19 protein-coding genes are annotated in these 16,493 nt (G+C 71.3%); 13 read left to right on the top strand and 6 right to left on the bottom strand.

All coding sequences use genetic code 11. The annotated features are described in order from the left end of the window. On the top strand, nt 1-1,116 hold the full coding sequence (locus tag AC1UKG_RS11515; RefSeq protein WP_018743070.1) for a cystathionine gamma-lyase: 1,116 nt from the start codon (nt 1-3) through the stop codon (nt 1,114-1,116). A gap of 115 nt (nt 1,117-1,231) precedes the next feature. Then, on the top strand, nt 1,232-2,263 hold the full coding sequence (locus AC1UKG_RS11510) for an ROK family protein (RefSeq protein ID WP_482641914.1): 1,032 nt from the start codon (nt 1,232-1,234) through the stop codon (nt 2,261-2,263). A gap of 67 nt (nt 2,264-2,330) precedes the next feature. Here AC1UKG_RS11510 and AC1UKG_RS11505 read toward each other — a convergent pair whose 3' ends face one another. Further along, entirely contained in the window at nt 2,331-2,531 is a 201-nt protein-coding gene (locus AC1UKG_RS11505) for a DUF397 domain-containing protein (protein WP_018743072.1), read from the bottom strand. 4 nt (nt 2,532-2,535) lie between these two features. After that, nucleotides 2,536-3,381 (bottom strand): helix-turn-helix domain-containing protein, encoded by an 846-nt coding sequence (locus AC1UKG_RS11500; protein WP_018734237.1) that lies wholly within the window; start codon nt 3,379-3,381, stop codon nt 2,536-2,538. A 229-nt stretch (nt 3,382-3,610) separates the two neighbouring features. Here AC1UKG_RS11500 and AC1UKG_RS11495 point away from each other — a divergent pair, with 229 nt between their 5' ends. Together AC1UKG_RS11495 and AC1UKG_RS11490 are read left to right on the top strand one after the other, a co-directional pair. Further along, on the top strand, nt 3,611-3,886 hold the full coding sequence (locus AC1UKG_RS11495; protein WP_018813604.1) for a hypothetical protein: 276 nt from the start codon (nt 3,611-3,613) through the stop codon (nt 3,884-3,886). Between the two features lie 223 nt (nt 3,887-4,109). Then, nucleotides 4,110-5,216 carry a D-alanine--D-alanine ligase family protein gene (locus AC1UKG_RS11490; protein WP_018743074.1) on the top strand — a complete coding sequence of 369 codons (1,107 nt, stop codon included), beginning with the start codon at nt 4,110-4,112 and terminating at the stop codon, nt 5,214-5,216. Nucleotides 5,217-5,290: 74 nt separating this feature from the next. On the opposite strand, the gene AC1UKG_RS11485 is transcribed toward AC1UKG_RS11490, so the two are convergent. Continuing rightward, nucleotides 5,291-5,962: a DUF3515 family protein gene (locus tag AC1UKG_RS11485; protein WP_475889248.1), complete on the bottom strand. Its 672-nt coding sequence runs from the start codon at nt 5,960-5,962 to the stop codon at nt 5,291-5,293. Further along, the gene (locus AC1UKG_RS11480; RefSeq protein WP_018218919.1) at nt 5,963-6,196 is read right to left on the bottom strand and encodes an Lrp/AsnC ligand binding domain-containing protein; all 234 of its coding nucleotides are present in this window, start codon (nt 6,194-6,196) and stop codon (nt 5,963-5,965) included. It lies immediately after the preceding gene. A 96-nt stretch (nt 6,197-6,292) separates the two neighbouring features. Here AC1UKG_RS11480 and AC1UKG_RS11475 point away from each other — a divergent pair, with 96 nt between their 5' ends. Next, nucleotides 6,293-7,246 carry a thiamine-phosphate kinase gene (locus AC1UKG_RS11475; protein ID WP_018743076.1) on the top strand — a complete coding sequence of 318 codons (954 nt, stop codon included), beginning with the start codon at nt 6,293-6,295 and terminating at the stop codon, nt 7,244-7,246. Nucleotides 7,247-7,274: 28 nt separating this feature from the next. Beyond that, nucleotides 7,275-7,742, top strand: a complete 468-nt coding sequence (locus AC1UKG_RS11470; RefSeq protein ID WP_018743077.1) for a GNAT family N-acetyltransferase — start codon at nt 7,275-7,277, stop codon at nt 7,740-7,742. A gap of 142 nt (nt 7,743-7,884) precedes the next feature. Here AC1UKG_RS11470 and rpmB read toward each other — a convergent pair whose 3' ends face one another. After that, nucleotides 7,885-8,076 carry a 50S ribosomal protein L28 gene (gene rpmB, locus AC1UKG_RS11465; RefSeq protein ID WP_011905179.1) on the bottom strand — a complete coding sequence of 64 codons (192 nt, stop codon included), beginning with the start codon at nt 8,074-8,076 and terminating at the stop codon, nt 7,885-7,887. Between the two features lie 227 nt (nt 8,077-8,303). Between rpmB and AC1UKG_RS11460 the strand changes: the two genes are divergently transcribed. Continuing rightward, entirely contained in the window at nt 8,304-9,917 is a 1,614-nt protein-coding gene (locus AC1UKG_RS11460) for a DAK2 domain-containing protein (RefSeq protein WP_482641746.1), read from the top strand. Further along, nucleotides 9,914-12,115, top strand: a complete 2,202-nt coding sequence (gene recG, locus AC1UKG_RS11455) for an ATP-dependent DNA helicase RecG (RefSeq protein WP_475889250.1) — start codon at nt 9,914-9,916, stop codon at nt 12,113-12,115. Before AC1UKG_RS11460 ends, recG begins: the two co-directional genes overlap by 4 nt. A 137-nt stretch (nt 12,116-12,252) precedes the next feature. Here the strand turns inward: recG and AC1UKG_RS11450 are convergent, their stop codons facing one another. Then, the gene (locus tag AC1UKG_RS11450; protein ID WP_029123184.1) at nt 12,253-13,446 is read right to left on the bottom strand and encodes a hypothetical protein; all 1,194 of its coding nucleotides are present in this window, start codon (nt 13,444-13,446) and stop codon (nt 12,253-12,255) included. A gap of 337 nt (nt 13,447-13,783) precedes the next feature. Between AC1UKG_RS11450 and rsmD the strand changes: the two genes are divergently transcribed. The 5 genes from rsmD to rpmF all read left to right on the top strand — a co-directional run bounded on the left by rsmD (nt 13,784) and on the right by rpmF (nt 16,416). Continuing rightward, nucleotides 13,784-14,347: a 16S rRNA (guanine(966)-N(2))-methyltransferase RsmD gene (gene rsmD, locus AC1UKG_RS11445; RefSeq protein WP_475889251.1), complete on the top strand. Its 564-nt coding sequence runs from the start codon at nt 13,784-13,786 to the stop codon at nt 14,345-14,347. Continuing rightward, a complete protein-coding gene (gene coaD / locus AC1UKG_RS11440) occupies nt 14,344-14,832 on the top strand; it encodes a pantetheine-phosphate adenylyltransferase (RefSeq protein WP_018743081.1) in 489 nt (162 codons plus the stop codon). The genes rsmD and coaD overlap by 4 nt, the downstream gene beginning before the upstream one ends. Before the next feature lie 196 nt (nt 14,833-15,028). Further along, on the top strand, nt 15,029-15,526 hold the full coding sequence (locus AC1UKG_RS11435) for an SPFH domain-containing protein (protein WP_011905185.1): 498 nt from the start codon (nt 15,029-15,031) through the stop codon (nt 15,524-15,526). A 147-nt stretch (nt 15,527-15,673) separates the two neighbouring features. Next, nucleotides 15,674-16,237: a YceD family protein gene (locus AC1UKG_RS11430; protein WP_482641745.1), complete on the top strand. Its 564-nt coding sequence runs from the start codon at nt 15,674-15,676 to the stop codon at nt 16,235-16,237. Between the two features lie 5 nt (nt 16,238-16,242). Further along, nucleotides 16,243-16,416 (top strand): 50S ribosomal protein L32, encoded by a 174-nt coding sequence (gene rpmF / locus AC1UKG_RS11425; protein WP_011905187.1) that lies wholly within the window; start codon nt 16,243-16,245, stop codon nt 16,414-16,416. Nucleotides 16,417-16,493 lie beyond the last annotated feature (77 nt).

Raw genomic sequence — 16,493 nt, 5'->3', positions numbered from 1 at the left:
GTGCTAGCCGACCGCGACGGAACCCGCTGTGTCCGCGCCGGGCTGCCGGAGCCCGTACCCGGGGAACCCTTCCTACCCGGTCCGGTCTTCGCCGCGCCATACCACCTCGATCCGTGGGCCGGGCCGGCGGGCACGCCAAACGGCTACGGTCGGCCGGACAACCCGACCCGGCGGCGGTTGGAGGCGGCGATCGGCGAGCTGGAGGGGGGCGACTGTCGAGTCTTTGCCAGTGGTCAGGCGGCGATCACCGGGCTGCTGTTGAGTGTGCTGCGCTCCGGCGACACGGTGCTGCTCCCCGCCGACGGCTACTTTCCGGTGCGGGCGTTCGCCACCGAGACCCTGGCCGGGATCGGGGTACGGGTGCTCCTCGCACCGACCGCCGGTCCCTATCCGGATCTCGCCGGCGTACGTCTGGTGTTGGTGGAGACCCCGGCGAACCCGGGCCTCGACGTCGTTGACCTGCCCGCGTTGGCGGCGCGGGCGCGAGCGGCGGGGGCCTTGCTGGCGGTGGACAACACCACCGCGACCCCGCTCGGGCAGCGTCCGTTGGAACTCGGCGCCGACCTGGTGGTGGCCTCCGGCACCAAGGCGCTCACCGGCCACTCGGACCTGCTGCTCGGCTATGTCGGCACCCGGTCGGCCGAGTTGCTCGCGGCGGTGACCCGGTGGCGGGACCACACCGGGGCGGTCCCGGGCGCCTTCGACGCCTGGCTGGCGCACCGATCCCTGGCCACTCTCGACCTGCGGCTGGCCCGGCAGACCGCGAACGCCGCGGCCCTCGCCGGGTTGCTGGCGGAGCAACCGGCAGTGACCGGGCTGCGCTGGCCGGGCCGGCCGGAGGATCCGGCCTACCCGGTGGCCGTGGCGCAGCTGCGCCGGATGCCGGGGGTGCTCTCGTTTGATCTCGGCGACGCCGACCGTGTCGCCCGCTTCGTCGCCGCCTCCCGGCTGGTGTCGGCGGCCACCTCGTTCGGTGGGCTGCACACCACGGCCGACCGGCGGGCGCAGTGGGGTGACGACACGCCGCCCGGCTTTGTCCGGCTCTCCTGCGGGGTCGAGGACACCGCCGACCTGGTCGCCGACGTGGCTGCCGCGCTGCGGGTCGTTGCCGGCTGACTGCTGACTGCTGACTGCTGACTGCTGACTGCTGACTGCTGACGGTTTGCCGATGGCGGGTCATCGGCGCGGGAACTAGCCTCACGTCATCGTCTCCGGAGTGGGAGGGCCGAACGTGGGCAGCGCGGCAACGCCCGTGGTCGTTGGTCTGGACAACGGCGGCACCAGCAACAACGCCACTGTTCTGACGGTGGATGGGCGCTTCCTCGTGGACGGGTTGCTCGAGAGCCCGAGCGAGGTCCAGGCCGGTCCGCAGGCAGCGATTGAGGCCCTCGCGGGTGCCTTTACCGGGGCATTGGCGTCGGTCGGTGTAACTCGGGATCTGGTCCGGGCGGTGGGGCTGGACACCCCCGGTCCGGCCAGCGCCGCCGGGGTGATCTCCGCGCGTGGTTCGACCAACTTCTCCCAGCCGCAGTGGCGGGGTTACGACGTGCGGGGTGCGCTTGCGCGGCGGCTCGACCTGCCGGTGGTGTATCTCAACGATGGCAACGCCGCCGCTCTGTACGCGCACCAGTCGCACTTTGGCGTGGATGCGGCGCGTCGCTCGTCGGTCTCCGTGGTGGTGGGTACGGGTCTCGGTGGCGGTCTGGTCGAAGGCGGACGGGTGATCGCCGGTGCGGCCGGCATGGCGGGGGAGTTGGGGCACGTGCAGCTTCCGCTGACCGGCCTGCTTGGCCCCGGCCAGCCGGAGCCGGTCTGTGGCTGTGGCTTCGTCGGGGACGCGGAGAGCGTCGCGTCGCTGACCGGGATCGCCCGCAACCTGCTGCCGTACTGGCTGACCCGGTTTCCCGGGCATCCGCTGGCCGCTGAGCCGTTGGTGCGGGCGGCGAGGCTGGTCCGTGGGCTTGGCGAGCGAGGTGACCCGCTGGCCCGGGAGATCTTCACCCAGCAGGCGAAGGCGATCGGCCGGCTGTTCACCCTCGTGGCGAATCTCGCTGATCCGCATGCCTACTTCGTCGGTGGGGGCGTGGTGGAGGCTGCTCCGGAGTTCCGCGACTGGTTCCTGGACACCGTCCGCGAGCACACGGTGCTGCGGAAGGAACAGGCGGCGGTGGCGACGTTTGCGCTGGTGCCGGAGCGGGACATGGCCGGGGCGCGCGGGGTGGCCCTCGCGGCGCTGCGGGTGTCGTCGCCACCGGGGCGATGAGGGGTGGCCGGAGCTGGCTTCCGGTGGTGGTCGGGCGACGGTGGGACCGGTACCGCCGCCCGACCGGTCAGCGGCGTGGTGGCGCGGCGGTGAAGGTCGTCCAGGCCGCGGGGGTGAAGAGCAGCGTCGGGCCGCTTCGGTCCTTCGAGTCGCGCACGCCCACCGCCTGTGGCAGCGTCGCGATCTCGACGCACGCCCCCTCGTCTCCGCTGTGGCTGCTGGTGCGCCAGTGGGCCCGGGGCAGCTGTGGGCCGATCGTCGGTGTCATGGTCCTACCGTCCCTCCATGAGGTGTCGAAGCTGGTCCCGGCTGTCTGCCGGGCTGAGGGCCACGCTCCGCAGGTGCTCCATGATCTTGGTGCAGGTGCGGAGGTCGCCGGGGCGGTCGAGGACCATCTGGCCGGCGACGGTCTCCACCGAGGCGATGAAGGGGTCTTCGGGGTCCGCGAACTCCAGGATGTGCAGCGAGCCGCGGGTGCCGCGGTGGTAGCCGGCGGCCAGTGGGATCACCTGGACGGTGACGTTGGGCAGGTCACTTGCCTTCAGGAGGTGGCTCAGCTGCGCCGCCATCACTGTCCGGTCGCCCACCGGTCGGAGTAGGGCGCCTTCGTCGATGATGGCATCGAGGATCGGCGGGTGCGGCGCGGTGAGCCGCTGCTGCCGGTCGAGCCGGAGCTGGACCCGCTGCTCGACCTCGTCATCAGTCAGGGTGTGCGGGCCTCCTCGCATCACGCCGCGGATGTAGTCGGCGGTCTGGAGCAGGCCGGGCACCACGGAGGGCTCGAAGTTGGCGATCGCGGTGGCCTCGGCCTCCAGCGCGATGAAGTCGATGGTGCGCCGGTCGAGCAGGTATGAGTAGGAGACCCACCAGCCGGGCTTGCGTGCGTCCTTGGCGAGCTGTGTCGCTGCCGCGATCTCGTCTGGTGCGACACCGTAGAGGGTCAGGAGCGCGCGGACGACCGCCGGGCTCACCAGCGTCTGCGCATTCTCGTAGCGGGACAGGGTGCTGCGGGTGCTGCTGATTTCGTCCGCCGCGGACTCCAGGGTGAGGCCGGCGGCCTCCCGGTGCGTGCGCAGGGCGATGCCCAGGCGACGGGCGCGGGCGGTTTTCGGGGCCATGTATCGATCCTTGCACATCTTTGGGAGGCGGTAAATGAGAGAACGCAGGTGAGAGTTGCATTTACGGCCATCGCAGTGTCACGCTGTCATCAGGTCCTCGCTGACGGTTGTCGTGGCGACGGCGGCGGCGAGCGACTCGGAGGGATGAGGCGCGCGGCGGTCGGGTTACCTCCCCCGGGCCCGGTTGTCGCGTGCCGCCCCAATGGCTCGCCGTCCGGAGGGACTCGACATGCGAACTGCCCAGCTGCCCCGACAGCGCCGTGGCGCCACCGAGTCCGGCCAGGTGGCGTTGACCCGGTTCTTGGTGGTGCTCACCGATGTGCGCGCCCAGGACTGTGGTCGGGACGAGCGGGCCAGCCCGGAGCGGCGTCGGCAGGTGGTGGGCGCGAGTAGCCGTGCGGCCGCCGAGCGGATCGCCGGAGCGTTCATGGCGCTGGGCATGGTGCGGGCGGGTCGGCAGCGGGTCAAGCTGATCGCGATCGGCCGGTGGCGTAGTCGCCGATAGTCGACGCTCGGCGGGCTGCCGGGAATCGGCGGGCCGTCTGTTTCCTGCCGAGCTAAACCGATACATCCACAAAATCCGGTTACCCACCGTATTGTGGCCCGGCTAGTTGTTAGGCCCTCGCGCTCTCCACGGGGTATCGCACGCCGACGTTCACCACGCACAGTAAGGTCACCAAGGTGAGCGCCCCGGCAGATGCGACGAGCCGACGAAGAGGTGAGGGCCAGTGACCACCCCAGGCAAGACCCGCGTGGCGGTCGTGTTCGGCGGACGTAGCCCGGAGCACGGCATTTCCTGTGTCAGCGCCGGCAGCGTGCTGGCGGCGCTCGACCCCGACGAATACGAGGTCGTGCCGGTGGGGATCAGCCGCGCCGGCCAGTGGGTGCTGACCGGAGGCGATCCGGATCAGCTCGCGATCAACGCCCGGCGGTTGCCGGAGATCACCGCGGAGTCCGGGGACGCCGTCATGCTGAACGCTGACCCGAGCAGCAGCGGGCTGCTGGTACTCGACGCGACCGCGGGGCCCCGGGCCCTCGCCGACGTGGATGTGGTGTTTCCGGTTCTGCACGGAGCGTACGGGGAGGACGGCACTATCCAGGGGATGCTGGAGATGGCCGGCATCCCGTACGTCGGGGCGAACGTCTTCGCCTCCGCCGCTGCCATGGACAAGGAGTTCACCAAGAAACTCTGCGCCGCCGAGGGGATTCCGGTTGGCCCGTACACGGTGCTGCGCAGCGGCATGACCTTGACCGAGCAGGACAAGCAGCGCCTCGGCCTGCCGGTCTTCGTCAAGCCCTCCCGGGCCGGCTCCTCCTTCGGGATCACCAAGATCAGTGACTGGGCGGACCTGGATGACGCGGTCGCCACCGCCCGGGAGATCGACTCCAAGGTCCTCGTCGAGGGCGCGGTCGTCGGCCGTGAGATCGAATGCGGGGTGCTGGAGGGCGAGGCCGGTGGGGCGCCGGAAGCGTCCTCGCTCGCCGAGATCCGGGTGGTCGGGGAGCAGGACTTCTACGACTTCGAGGCGAAGTATATCGATGCCGATCTCGCCTCCGAGTACGACATCCCCGCCGAGCTGCCGGAGCGGGTGACCCGTCAGGTCCGGGAGTACGCGGTCCGCGCCTTCACCGCGCTCGACTGCTCCGGGCTGGCTCGGGCTGACTTCTTCGTCACCCCCGAGCTGGATGTTTACCTCAACGAGGTGAACACGATGCCCGGCTTCACCCCGTCGTCGATGTTCCCGCGGATGTGGGCGGCCGCCGGTCTGGAGTACCCAAAGTTGATCAACCGCCTCATCCGGACCGCCCTGCACCGTAGGAGCGGCTCGCGGTGAGCGGCCTCGCCGCCGTGCTCCGGACTGCCGGTGCGGCAGGTCCGGTCGCAGCGGCGGCGGCCCGTTGGCGGGGGCTACTCGGGGCGGCAGCCGGTCGGGGCGTCGTCAACGGAGGGAACCGTGGCGATGATCGTTTCCGAGATGGGGGAGACCCACTGGAGCGGCTGGTCGTAACCGTCGGGCACCCGGACCGTGACGGTCGTCTCCCGGTCAACGGTGCTCAGCACAGTGCTGTCCGCCGTTTCGTTGCCGTACCAGCAGACCCGGTTGACCAACCAGAGCTTGTCGGTGTCGGCGAAGGTTGGCGCCGTGCCGCCGCAGGCCACGGTGAGGGCGGGGTCACCGTACGCGGCGTTCTGCTCGGGGCCGGCGGTGACCGGACGCTGCGGCAGCTCCCGGATCGCCGGCGGAAGCTGGGAGAGCAGGGCGCGGCAGACGGTGGCGGGGCGCTCGGCCAGGGCCGGAGCGGCCATCTCCACGGGAGCGGTCGACAGCGGCGTGGGGGTCGTCACCGAATTCGGCTCGGTTTCCGGCTGGTCCGGGGCGAACTGGTGGAATGCCAGGACACCGGCCAGCACGGTCGCCGGGAGCGCGACTGCCGTCGCGATCAGGGCCGCGCCGCGGTTGGAGCGGTTCCGGCCGGCCGCCGGGGACCCGTCGGCGCCGTCGGGAGCGGTGTCGTTCCCGGGGCCGGGTGCGTCGTGGCGGGCAGTGGTGGTGTCGGATGAGTCGGGCAGCCTGCTCACTTAGAGACGCACCACCGAACAGGTGAGGGTGCGGGTGATTCCGGGCACCATCTGCACCTTGCTGACGATGAGGTCGCCGAGCTCATCCACGGTCGGCGCTTCGCAGAGCAGCACCACGTCGTAGGGCCCGGTGACGGCGTCAACGCGGACAACGCCGGTAATCTTCGCGATCTGACCGGCCACGTCACGCGCCTGGCCGACCTCTGTCTGGATGAGTATGTACGCCTGTACCACGTTCGACCTCCCTCCGTCGCCGCTGGATGAGCGGCCCGAAGGGAGAAAATACCCTACCGACCAGGCCGGATTCCGATCGGCGGAGAAGGAGAAGCGGTGAGCGAACGCGGCAACGGCGTCGTGGGGCCGGGCGAGTTCGGTCTGATCGACCGGGTCACCGCTCGGTTGTCCTACGGACCGACCGTCCTGCTCGGCCCCGGGGACGACGCGGCGGTGGTGGCCGCCGCGGACGCTCGGGTTGTCGCCTCCACCGACGTACTGGTGGAGGGGCGGCACTTCCGCCGGGACTGGTCCGCAGCGCAGGAGATCGGCCATCGGGCAGCCGCGGCGAATCTCGCCGACATCGCGGCGATGGGTGCGCGCAGCACCGCCCTGCTGGTCGCCCTCTGCATGCCACCGGAGCTGCCGCCCGAGTGGGCGGAGGAGCTGGCCGATGGCCTGGCGGCGGAGGCTGCCATCGTGGGGGCCAGCGTGGTGGGCGGGGACATGTCGACGAGTCCCACCCTGACCATCGCGGTGACCGCACTCGGTGATCTCGGCGGCCGGACACCGGTGACCCGGGCCGGGGCCCAGCCCGGTGACGTCGTGGCTCTCGCCGGTCGGACCGGGTACGCGGCGGCCGGCCTCACCATCCTGTCCCGGGGCTTCCGGACCCCGCGGCTGCTGGTCGAGGCGTACCGACGGCCCGAGGTGCCGTACCAGGCCGGACCGGCGGCGGCCGGAGCTGGGGCGACCGCGATGATCGATGTTTCGGATGGGCTCCTCGCCGACCTGGGGCATGTGGCCCAGGCGAGCGGGGTGGCGGTGGATGTGCGGCGGGACGCCTTCGCGGTGCCCCGGCAGATGCGCGACGCGGCCCAGGCGCTCGGCGTTGACCCGTACACCTGGCTGTTGACCGGCGGGGACGACCACGCCCTCGCGGCGACCTTCCCCCCGACGGCGGTGTTGCCGGCGGGCTGGCAGCCGATCGGTGCGGTCACCGCGGGTTCCGGGGTGACCGTGGACCGCCGGCAGTGGGAGGGCCCCGGCGGTTGGGACCACTTCCGGTAGGCGCACCGGACGGTCGTACCCTGCACTGGTGCATAACCTGCAGATTCACCCCACCCGATTCGACTCGCCGGCGGCGCAGCAATTGATCAAGGCGGCCCTCGCCGACCTGGGCGTGCGATACGGCGGCAGCGGCGACGAGACCCCGGTGGATGCGACCGAGTTCGAGCCGCCCGCCGGGACCTTCCTCATCGCCGAGCTCGACGGCGAATCCGTGGCCTGTGGCGGCTGGCGCAGCCACGGTGGTTCGGTCGAGACAGCCGAGCTGAAGCGGATGTACGTGGCACCGCACGTCCGGGGGCGGGGCGTGGCCCGTGCCGTCCTGGCGGCGGTGGAACGGTCCGCACGCGAGCGGGGCCGACAGCGGATCGTCCTGGAGTGCGGCGATCGGCAACCCGAGGCGCTCGCGCTGTACCGTTCATCCGGCTACGCGCAGATCCCGAACTTTGGCTTCTACAAGGATGACCCGGCCTGCGTCTCGTTCGGCCGCATGCTCTGAATCCGCGCCGCTCGGGAGACGTCCGGTCCAGGCCGAGTTCGGGAGGGTTCGGCCCGGCCCGGCCTACGCGGAAACCGGCCCGGCATACGCGAAACCGGCGGACCCGTCGGGTCCGCCGGCGCGATCTGGCTGGGTTGCCGCGTCAGGCGCGGGTGACCTTGCCAGCCTTGATGCAGGACGTGCAGACCTTCAGCTTCTTGGTGTTGCCACCACCGGCCGGGGTGCGCACGGACTGGATGTTCGGGTTCCAGCGGCGGTTGGTCCGCCGGTGCGAGTGGGACACGTTGTGGCCGAAGCCCGGCCCCTTGCCACAGACGTCGCACACGCTAGCCACGGGATACTCCTGGGATTGATCCGTTCATGAGGTCGTCACCAGGCGCTGCCCGGGCAACCCGGTCAGGTTACCCGATGCCTGCTCGCGATGCCCAACCCCCCTCCGACCCGCCCGGCCCCGCGCGGACCGCCCCGGCCCTGCACGGACGCGTTCGGCCTTGGGCGGACACGCCCGGCGCGCGTTGCCGGGCCCGGCGCGGGTCGGAGCGCGCCAGTAGGCTACCTACCGTGCTGGACACCCTCGATGCCGCCGCGGTCCGCCGTTGGTGCGCGGGTGGACTGGTCGCGTTGAAACGCCACCAGGGCGAGATCGACCACCTCAATGTCTACCCGGTACCCGACGGTGATACCGGCACCAACCTGGTCCTCACCCTCACCTCGGCGCAGCAGGCGTTGGCGATGGAGCGGGACAAGCTGCCCGACGACGGGCCCACCCCGCACGGGCGGGCGCTCCGGCTGATGGCCCGGGGCGCGTTGCTCGGTGCCCGCGGCAACTCGGGAGTGATCCTGGCGCAGATCCTGCGCGGCTTTGCGGACACGCTGGCCGCGGTCCCGGTCGTGCGGGGCCGGGCGCTGGCCGCCGCCCTGCGTGCCGCCGCCACCGCCGCCTACGCCGCCGTCGCCGCTCCGGTCGAGGGGACGCTGCTCAGCGTGGCCGCCGCCGCGGCACGCGCCGCCGAGCGGGCCGGCCGGGACGAGCTGGGCACCGTGGCCCGGGCCGCGGCCGACGAGGCCGCGCAAGCCCTCGGCCGAACACCCCAGCAGCTACCGGCCCTGGCCCGCGCCAGTGTGGTTGACGCAGGTGGGCGGGGCCTCTGTCTGCTCCTCGACGCCCTGGTCGAGGTGGTCACCGGGGAGCGTCCGGCGCGTCCGGAGCTCACCGGCAGGTCGTGCCACCTGCCGGTCGACGAATCCCGCGAGAACAACCAGTCAACGTACGCCTACGAGGTGCAGTACCTGCTCGACGCCGAACCGGCGGCGGTGGCCCGGCTGCGCGAGGAGCTCGGCGCCCTGGGCGACTCGCTGGCGGTCGTCGGCGACGGCGCGGCCGGCACCTGGAACGTGCACGTGCACGTTGACGATGTCGGGGCGGCGATCGAGGCGGGAGTGATCGCCGGCCGCCCGCATCGGATCGGGGTGACCCGCTTCGCTGACCTGCCCCGGCCGCCCGCCTCCCCGGTCCCGGCCCCGGACCGCCGGGCGGCGGTGGTGGTGGCCACCGGGGTTGGCATCGTCGAGCTCTGCACCGCGGCGGAGGCGACGGTGCTGGAGGGCGTCTCCTCCGCCAGCGAGCTGTTGACCGCCGTTCGCGCCACTCGCGCTGCCCACGTCGTGGTGCTGCCCGACGATCCGGACACCCGGGCGATGGCGGACGACGCGGCCCGGGCGGCGTCGCGGCTCGGCCTCCAGGTCAGCGTGGTCCCGACCCGGTCGCCGGTGCAGGCGCTCGCCGCCCTCGCCGTCCGGGACCCGGGGCGGCGCTTCGAGGACGACGTGATCGCGATGGCGGAGGCCGCCGGCGCCTGTCGGTACGCGGAGGTCTGTTACGCCAGCCGGACGGCCCTGACCGTCGCCGGGCCCTGCCGGCCCGGGGACGTGCTCGCCCTGGTTGACGGCGAGGTGCACCTCATCGGAGCGGACCTGCTCGACACCTGCACCGCCGTCGTCGACCGGATGCTCGGCGGCGGTGGCGAGCTGGTGACCCTGCTGATCGGGGCGGACGCCCCCGCCGGCCTGACTGAGGCGGTCCGCGAGCACGTGGTCCGCTCCTGGCCGTTCGTCGAGGTGCAGGTGTACCTGGGTGGGCAGCCGCACCACCCGCTCCTGGTGGGGGTCGAATGACCTCCGACCAGGCCACCGTCGACACTCCGCTGGGCAAGCTGGTCGGGGCGAAGACGGCCAAGGCGCTCGCCACCCACCTCGACCTGCACACCGCGGGCGACCTGCTCTACCACGTTCCCCGCCGGTACGACGAGCGCGGTGAGCACACCGACATCCGGTCGCTTGATGTCGGTGAGCAGGTCACCGTCCTGGCCCAGGTGCAGCGCACCGCCGTACGTCCGATGCGCCAACGCCGCGGAAATCTGTTGGAGGTGACGGTCGGTGACGGCTCGGGGGGTGCGTTGACCCTGACCTTCTTCGGCAACCAGGTCTGGCGCGAGCGGGACCTGCGCCCCGGCCGGTGGGGGCTGTTCGCCGGCAAGGTCACCGAGTTTCGGGGCCGCCGGCAGCTCAACGGCCCGGAGTACGTGCTCCTCGGCGCCGGTGATGAGGGTGAGGTGGCGGCCAGCGAGGAGGTCGAGGAGTTCGCGGGTGCGTTGATCCCGGTCTACCCGGCCGCCGCGGCGGTGCCGACCTGGGTGATCGCCCGGTGTGTGCGGGTCGTACTGGACACTGTCGACCCCCCGGCGGATCCGGTACCGGCTACCGTGCGGAGCAGCCGCAACCTGGTCGGTCTCGGCGCCGCCCTGCGCGAGGTGCACCGGCCCGCCAGTAAGGAGGCGCTCTACCGGGCCCGTCGCCGGCTCAAGTGGGACGAGGCCTTCGCGGTGCAGCTCACCCTGGTGCGACGCAAGCGGCAGGCCGCCGACCGTCCAGCCCGACCACGACCCGGGGTGGACGGTGGCCTGCGAGACGCCTTCGACGCCCGCCTGCCGTACCAGCTGACGGTTGGTCAACGGGAGGTCGGCACCGAGATCGCCACGGACCTGGCCACCGCCCACCCGATGCACCGGCTGCTCCAGGGTGAGGTCGGTTCCGGTAAGACGGTGGTCGCGCTGCGCGCCATGCTGCAGGTGGTGGACGCCGGTGGGCAGGCCGCGCTGCTGGCCCCGACCGAGGTGCTCGCCGCCCAGCACCACCGCGGCATCCTCGACCTGCTCGGGTCGCTGGGGCGGGCGGGCGAGCTGGACTCCGCCGCGCACGCCACCCGGGTGGAGCTGGTCACCGGTTCGTTGGGTGCCGCGGCCCGCCGGCGGGCGTTGGGCGAGATTCGCAGCGGCGCCGCCGGCATCGTGCTGGGCACACACGCCCTGCTGTACGAGGGCGTCGACTTCGCCGACCTCGGTCTGGTGGTGGTGGACGAGCAGCACCGCTTCGGCGTCGAGCAGCGGGACGCGCTGCGGGCGAAGGCGGAGCAGCCGCCGCACGTGCTGGTCATGACGGCCACCCCGATTCCCCGTACGGTGGCCATGACCGTCTACGGAGACCTGGAGGTCTCCACCCTGTCGCAGCTGCCGCGGGGGCGCTCGCCGATCGCGTCGCACGTGGTTCCGGCCGCGGAGAAGCCGGCTTTTCTGGACCGGGCGTGGCGCCGGCTGCGGGAGGAGGTCACCGCCGGCCACCAGGCGTACGTGGTCTGCCCGCGAATCGGCGACGGCCCCACCTCCGACGAGGAGGCGGCGGCGGAGGACGACACCGCCCGTCGGCCCCCGCTCGCGGTGACCGAGGTGGCGCCGCTGCTCGCCGAGGGGCCGCTGCATGGACTGCGAATCGGGGTGCTGCACGGTCGGCTGCCCGCCGAGGAAAAGGACGCGGTGATGCGTTCGTTCGCCGCTGGTGACCTCGATGTGCTGGTGGCGACCACTGTGGTCGAGGTCGGGGTGGACGTGCCGAACGCCACCGTGATGATCGTGTTGGACGCCGACCGGTTCGGGGTGTCCCAGCTGCATCAGCTCCGGGGCCGGGTCGGTCGTGGCTCTGCGGCGGGGCTCTGCCTGCTGGTGACCGAGGCGATGGAGGGTAGCTCGGCGCGGGAGCGGCTGGACGCCGTGGGGTCGACAACGGATGGTTTCACGCTCGCCGAGCTCGATCTGGAGCAACGCCGCGAGGGCGATGTGCTCGGCGCCACCCAATCCGGTCGCCGCTCGCACCTGCGGCTGCTGTCGCTGCTGCGGGACGCGGACCTGATTCGCGACGCCCGGACCGAGGCGATCAACCTGGTCGAGGAGGATCCGGAGCTGGTGCGCCATCCGGCGTTGGCGGCGTCGGTGGCGGCCCTGGTGGACGCGGACCGCGCCGAGTACCTGGAGAAGGGGTAGCCGCGCCAGCGGCTGCGGCGCAGACCCGAGCGGGAGCCGGTCCGGTGTGGCCCTTGCCGCGGGATCGGCTCCGGCGAACGGCGAAGGGCGGGCCGACCAGCTGGTCGGCCCGCCCTCAGCGGTCAGTAACCCTCAGCTCAGGCGGTGAACCGGAGCTTGCGACGACGGGCCATGACGAACAGGCCGCCACCGACGGCCAGCAGCACGGCGGCGCCGGCGGCGATGCCGCCAGCCGCGGCACCGGTCACTGGCAGGCCGGGGTCGCCGCCGCCCTCACCGGGGGTGCAGTCCTCGGGCTTCTCCCAGGCGATCGGCTTGGGGTCCTCGATGCCCTCGCCGCTCGGCGTGACGATCAGGCCTTCCTCGGCCGGGAAGGAGACGGTGCCGCTCATGCCCGGCTCGACGGTCAGCGTCTGCGGCTCACCCTTGTTCGGGGTGAAGGTCGCGGTGGTGGTCTTGCCGTCCTCGGGGTTGTTGATCTCGAAGATCAGCTCGTCGCAGGTGGACTTGTAGGCGCCGGTCGGCTCGCCCGGCTTGACGCAGTTGTCGGCCGGCTCCGGATCGCCGTGGAAGAGCGGCTCCTCGCTGCCCTCGACGGACACCTTGATATCGGTCGCCTGCTCCGCCGGAACCTCCACCGAGGTGCTCTCGCCGGGCTTGACACTCACCTTCTCGGTGAAGGCGCCGGCACTGGCTTCGACGGTGAACTCCGCCGGAGCGGTCGCGTCGTCGGCGTTGTTGAGCGTGACGTGGGCGATGCCCTCGCAGTCAGCCTGGATGCTCGCCGACGGGTTGGGGACCGTCGGAGCCGGCGGCTCGGAGGGCGATGGGGTCGGAGTCGGCGGCTCGGAGGGCGACGGGGTCGGAGTCGGCTTCGGTGGCTTGCAGGTGCCGCAGAACTTGACCGTTGCCCCCTTCAGCCGGTCTTCGACGAAACCGTTGTCCCACTCGGCCCGGACGGCCAGCGACGCCATGGTGACGTTGCTGTCCACCCGCAGGGTGGCGGTCAGCGCCTTCTTCACCGAGTGCGGGTACTTGTCGCCGTCGGTGACGGTGATTTCGGGGATGGTGACCTCGGTGGCCTTCCCCCCGACGTAGGTCTTGGCAACGACCTCGACCAGCTTGTACTTCTTGACGCCCTTGGGGGCGTAGTTCTTGATGCTCCAGTCGACAACCCACTCGCCGGTGGCGGCGTCGCACTTGGCCTGACCGGTGACTTTGCTGTGGTGGGCGCTGGCGGGGGTGGCGAGGACAGCCACTCCGGTGAGACCGAGCAGCGCGCCAGCGGCGACGGCGCTGGCACGCCGGAATAGGGCATGGAGACGGTTCACGTCTGCTCCTGAATGAGGGATCGGACGACGTGCCGGGCGGAACGGGAGGTAGCGGCGATGTTGGCGTGGACCGCGGGCTCACGGCGCTCGCCTGGGCACAGGCTGCGCTCGCCAGGGCGGGCGCACAGACGGTGACTGTACTGGTTTGTAATCAATCTCGGGTACTGGGATGGGGGGGTTCACATGATGTTGTCGATTCGTGATCATTGATTGGCGGAGGGTTGTCGAGCAGTAACCGTCCGATGTGTATGGCGGGGTGACTTCTGACCTGGTTCGGCCCGGAAGCGCTCGGCCCGGCGTAGGTGACGTAGCGTCGCAGCATGACCAGGAGCAGGCGGTGACGCGCATCGTGGCGGGCGCGCTCGGTGGGCGCCGGATTGCCGCCCCGCCCGGCGCCGGCACCCGGCCGACCTCCGACCGGGTCCGGGAGGCGCTGTTCAGCGCCCTTGCGGCGGCCGTCGACCTGGAGGGGGCGCGCTTCGCCGACCTCTACGCCGGGTCCGGGGCGGTGGGCCTGGAGGCGCTCTCCCGGGGTGCCGCGCACGTGCTGTTGGTCGAGTCGAACCCGCGGGCCGGCCGCACGATCCGGGCGAACATGGCGGCCCTGCGAACCGGTCCGGCTGCCCGCCTGGTTGCGGGAAAGGTCGCCACCGTGCTCGCCGCCGGCCCCGAAGAGGGCCCATATGACGTGGTCTTCGCCGACCCGCCCTACCCGGTGTCGGACGAGGAGGTCTCCGCCATGCTCGCCGGGCTCGCCGGCAACGGGTGGTTGGCGCCCGAGGCCCTCGTCGTGGTGGAGCGGTCGAGTCGCAGCGGGCCGGTCGGCTGGGTGCCAGGTCTCACCGGCGAGCGCAGCCGCCGGTACGGCGAAACCATTCTTTGGTACGGTCGCCGATCATGAGGCGTGCGGTCTGTCCCGGCTCGTTCGACCCGGTCACCAACGGTCATCTCGACATCATCGGCCGGGCCAGTCGGCTCTTCGACGAAGTGATCGTCGGAGTGTTGATCAACCAGTCGAAGACCGGTCTGTTCACCGTTGACGAGCGCATCGACATGCTTCGCGAGGTGATCTCGTCGTACGACAACGTCCGGGTGGAGTCGTTCCGTGGTCTGCTGGTGGACTTCTGTCACGCCCAGCGGGCCAGTGTCCTGATCAAGGGGCTCCGAGCGGTCAGTGACTTCGACTACGAGTTGCAGATGGCCCAGATGAACATCGGCCTGGCCGGCGTGGAGACACTCTTCATGCCGACCAACCCGCTCTACTCGTTCCTCTCCTCGAGCCTGGTCAAGGATGTGGCGAAGTGGGGTGGTGACATCTCCGCCCACGTGCCGGAGGTGGTCCGCGAAGCCCTGCTGGCGCGCCTCGATCCGCCATCGCGGCTCTGATCCGTCGTCGGTGCCCCGGTTCGTTCCGCGGTCGGTGACTCGGTCCGGTCCGCCGACGTCAACCTCTCCCGGCGACGCGCCGGGAGGGGTCATGATGCACCGGTGGATGGCACAGCGCATCATGGGTGGGGGCGCCGAACCGGGGTTCCACCCGCATCATTGAGATCGGCCGACGAACGACAGGAGTGAGGTACCAGTGGACCCGCTCGATCGCATCGACGAACTGATCACCATGGTGGAGCAGGCCCGCTCCGTGCCGATGTCCCGCAACAACTGCATGTTCGATCGGGGCGAGATGATCGCCGTCCTTGACGAGCTGCGCGCCGAGTTGCCCGCGGACCTGCGCCGGGCCGCCGCGTTGCTCGATGAGCGAGACAAGATCATGGAGGCCGGGAAGCGGGAGGCCGACCGGATCATCGCCGAGGGGGAGACGGAGCACGCCCGGCTCGTGTCGGTGAACGAGATCACCGTCTCGGCCGAGCACGAGGGGGCGCGGATCGTCGCCGAGGCACGGGCCGAGGCACAGCGGCTCCGCGACGAGGTGGACGACTACGTCGACACCGCGCTCGCCAACTTCGAGCAGTTCCTCACCCGGGCCCTCGCCTCGATCGAGCGGGGTCGGGACAAGATGCACGCGCTCCGGGAGATCGGCACGTTCAGCGGAGAAGAGGCCGAGCGGCCATTGAATTTCTAGGGTCGGCCCCGCCAGAACCGCGGGTTGGGCCGCGCCGGAACAGGCGCGAACCGCCGTCGCCGTGGGTGCAAACGCCCCCGGTTCGACGCTACGGCGACCACCCAGGTAATCTCGGGTGTCGGCCCTCCTACCGGCCGGAGTCTAACTATGCCCAAGCACACGCCTGCGCCACTCGACCCCAGGTCGCCGCTGGTCCTCGACACGAGGGACCTGCCGCGTCGACCTGGTGCGTTGCGTACCGTCCGGCGGGTAGCGGCGGCACCGGCGGACCTCGGTGTGGAGTTGATCGGCGTGCCGGCCGGTGCTGATCTTGACCTCGACCTGAGGTTGGAGTCGGTATCCGAGGGAGTGCTCGTCTCCGGGACCATCAGTGTTCCCCTCAAGGGCGAGTGCAGCCGTTGCCTGCGCGAGATCGACGACGTCGCGGCCGTCCCGGTCCAGGAGCTGTACGCGTACGAGAACAGCACCACGGACATGACGGCCGACGAGGACGAGGTGGGCCGGATGCAGGGCGATCTGATCGACCTGGAGCCGGTGCTGCGGGACGCGGTGGTGTTGACGCTGCCGACCAACCCGCTCTGCCGGGAGGACTGCCCAGGCCTGTGCCCCGACTGCGGGGTGGGCTGGGCCGAGCTGCCGGCCGATCACAGCCACCAGCAGGTCGACCCACGTTGGGCGGCCCTGTCGCAACTGACCCGTAAAGAGGAGTAAGAACCGTGGCCGTCCCCAAGCGCAAGATGTCGCGCAGCAACACCCGGTCCCGTCGGGCGCAGTGGAAGACCGCGGCGGTTGCGACCGTGGCCTGCCCGCAGTGCAAGTCCGCCAAGCTGCCGCACGCCGCCTGCGCCGTCTGCGGCACCTACAACGGCCGTCAGGTCCTTGAGGTCTGACCTGGACGACGAGTGACGCCCCCGACCTCTGGTCGGGCGGCGCGTGCGCCCCGGCGCTCGCCCGATGCCCCGGCTCC

This window comes from Salinispora sp. CH2A1_6, assembly GCF_056820975.1.
Note: the sequence above shows the minus strand (reverse complement) of the source record. Positions and strands in the feature narration are given on the sequence as shown.

What these genes read in the sequence shown, in the direction of transcription:
- AC1UKG_RS11500 (WP_018734237.1), bottom strand. Translation starts at nt 3,381, where the DNA reads ATGGCCCCGAAAACCGCCCGCGCCCGTCGCCTGGGCATCGCCCTGCGC.
- coaD (WP_018743081.1), top strand. Translation starts at nt 14,344, where the DNA reads ATGAGGCGTGCGGTCTGTCCCGGCTCGTTCGACCCGGTCACCAACGGT.
- AC1UKG_RS11505 (WP_018743072.1), bottom strand. Translation starts at nt 2,531, where the DNA reads ATGACACCGACGATCGGCCCACAGCTGCCCCGGGCCCACTGGCGCACC.
- AC1UKG_RS11430 (WP_482641745.1), top strand. Translation starts at nt 15,674, where the DNA reads ATGCCCAAGCACACGCCTGCGCCACTCGACCCCAGGTCGCCGCTGGTC.
- recG (WP_475889250.1), top strand. Translation starts at nt 9,914, where the DNA reads ATGACCTCCGACCAGGCCACCGTCGACACTCCGCTGGGCAAGCTGGTC.
- AC1UKG_RS11495 (WP_018813604.1), top strand. Translation starts at nt 3,611, where the DNA reads ATGCGAACTGCCCAGCTGCCCCGACAGCGCCGTGGCGCCACCGAGTCC.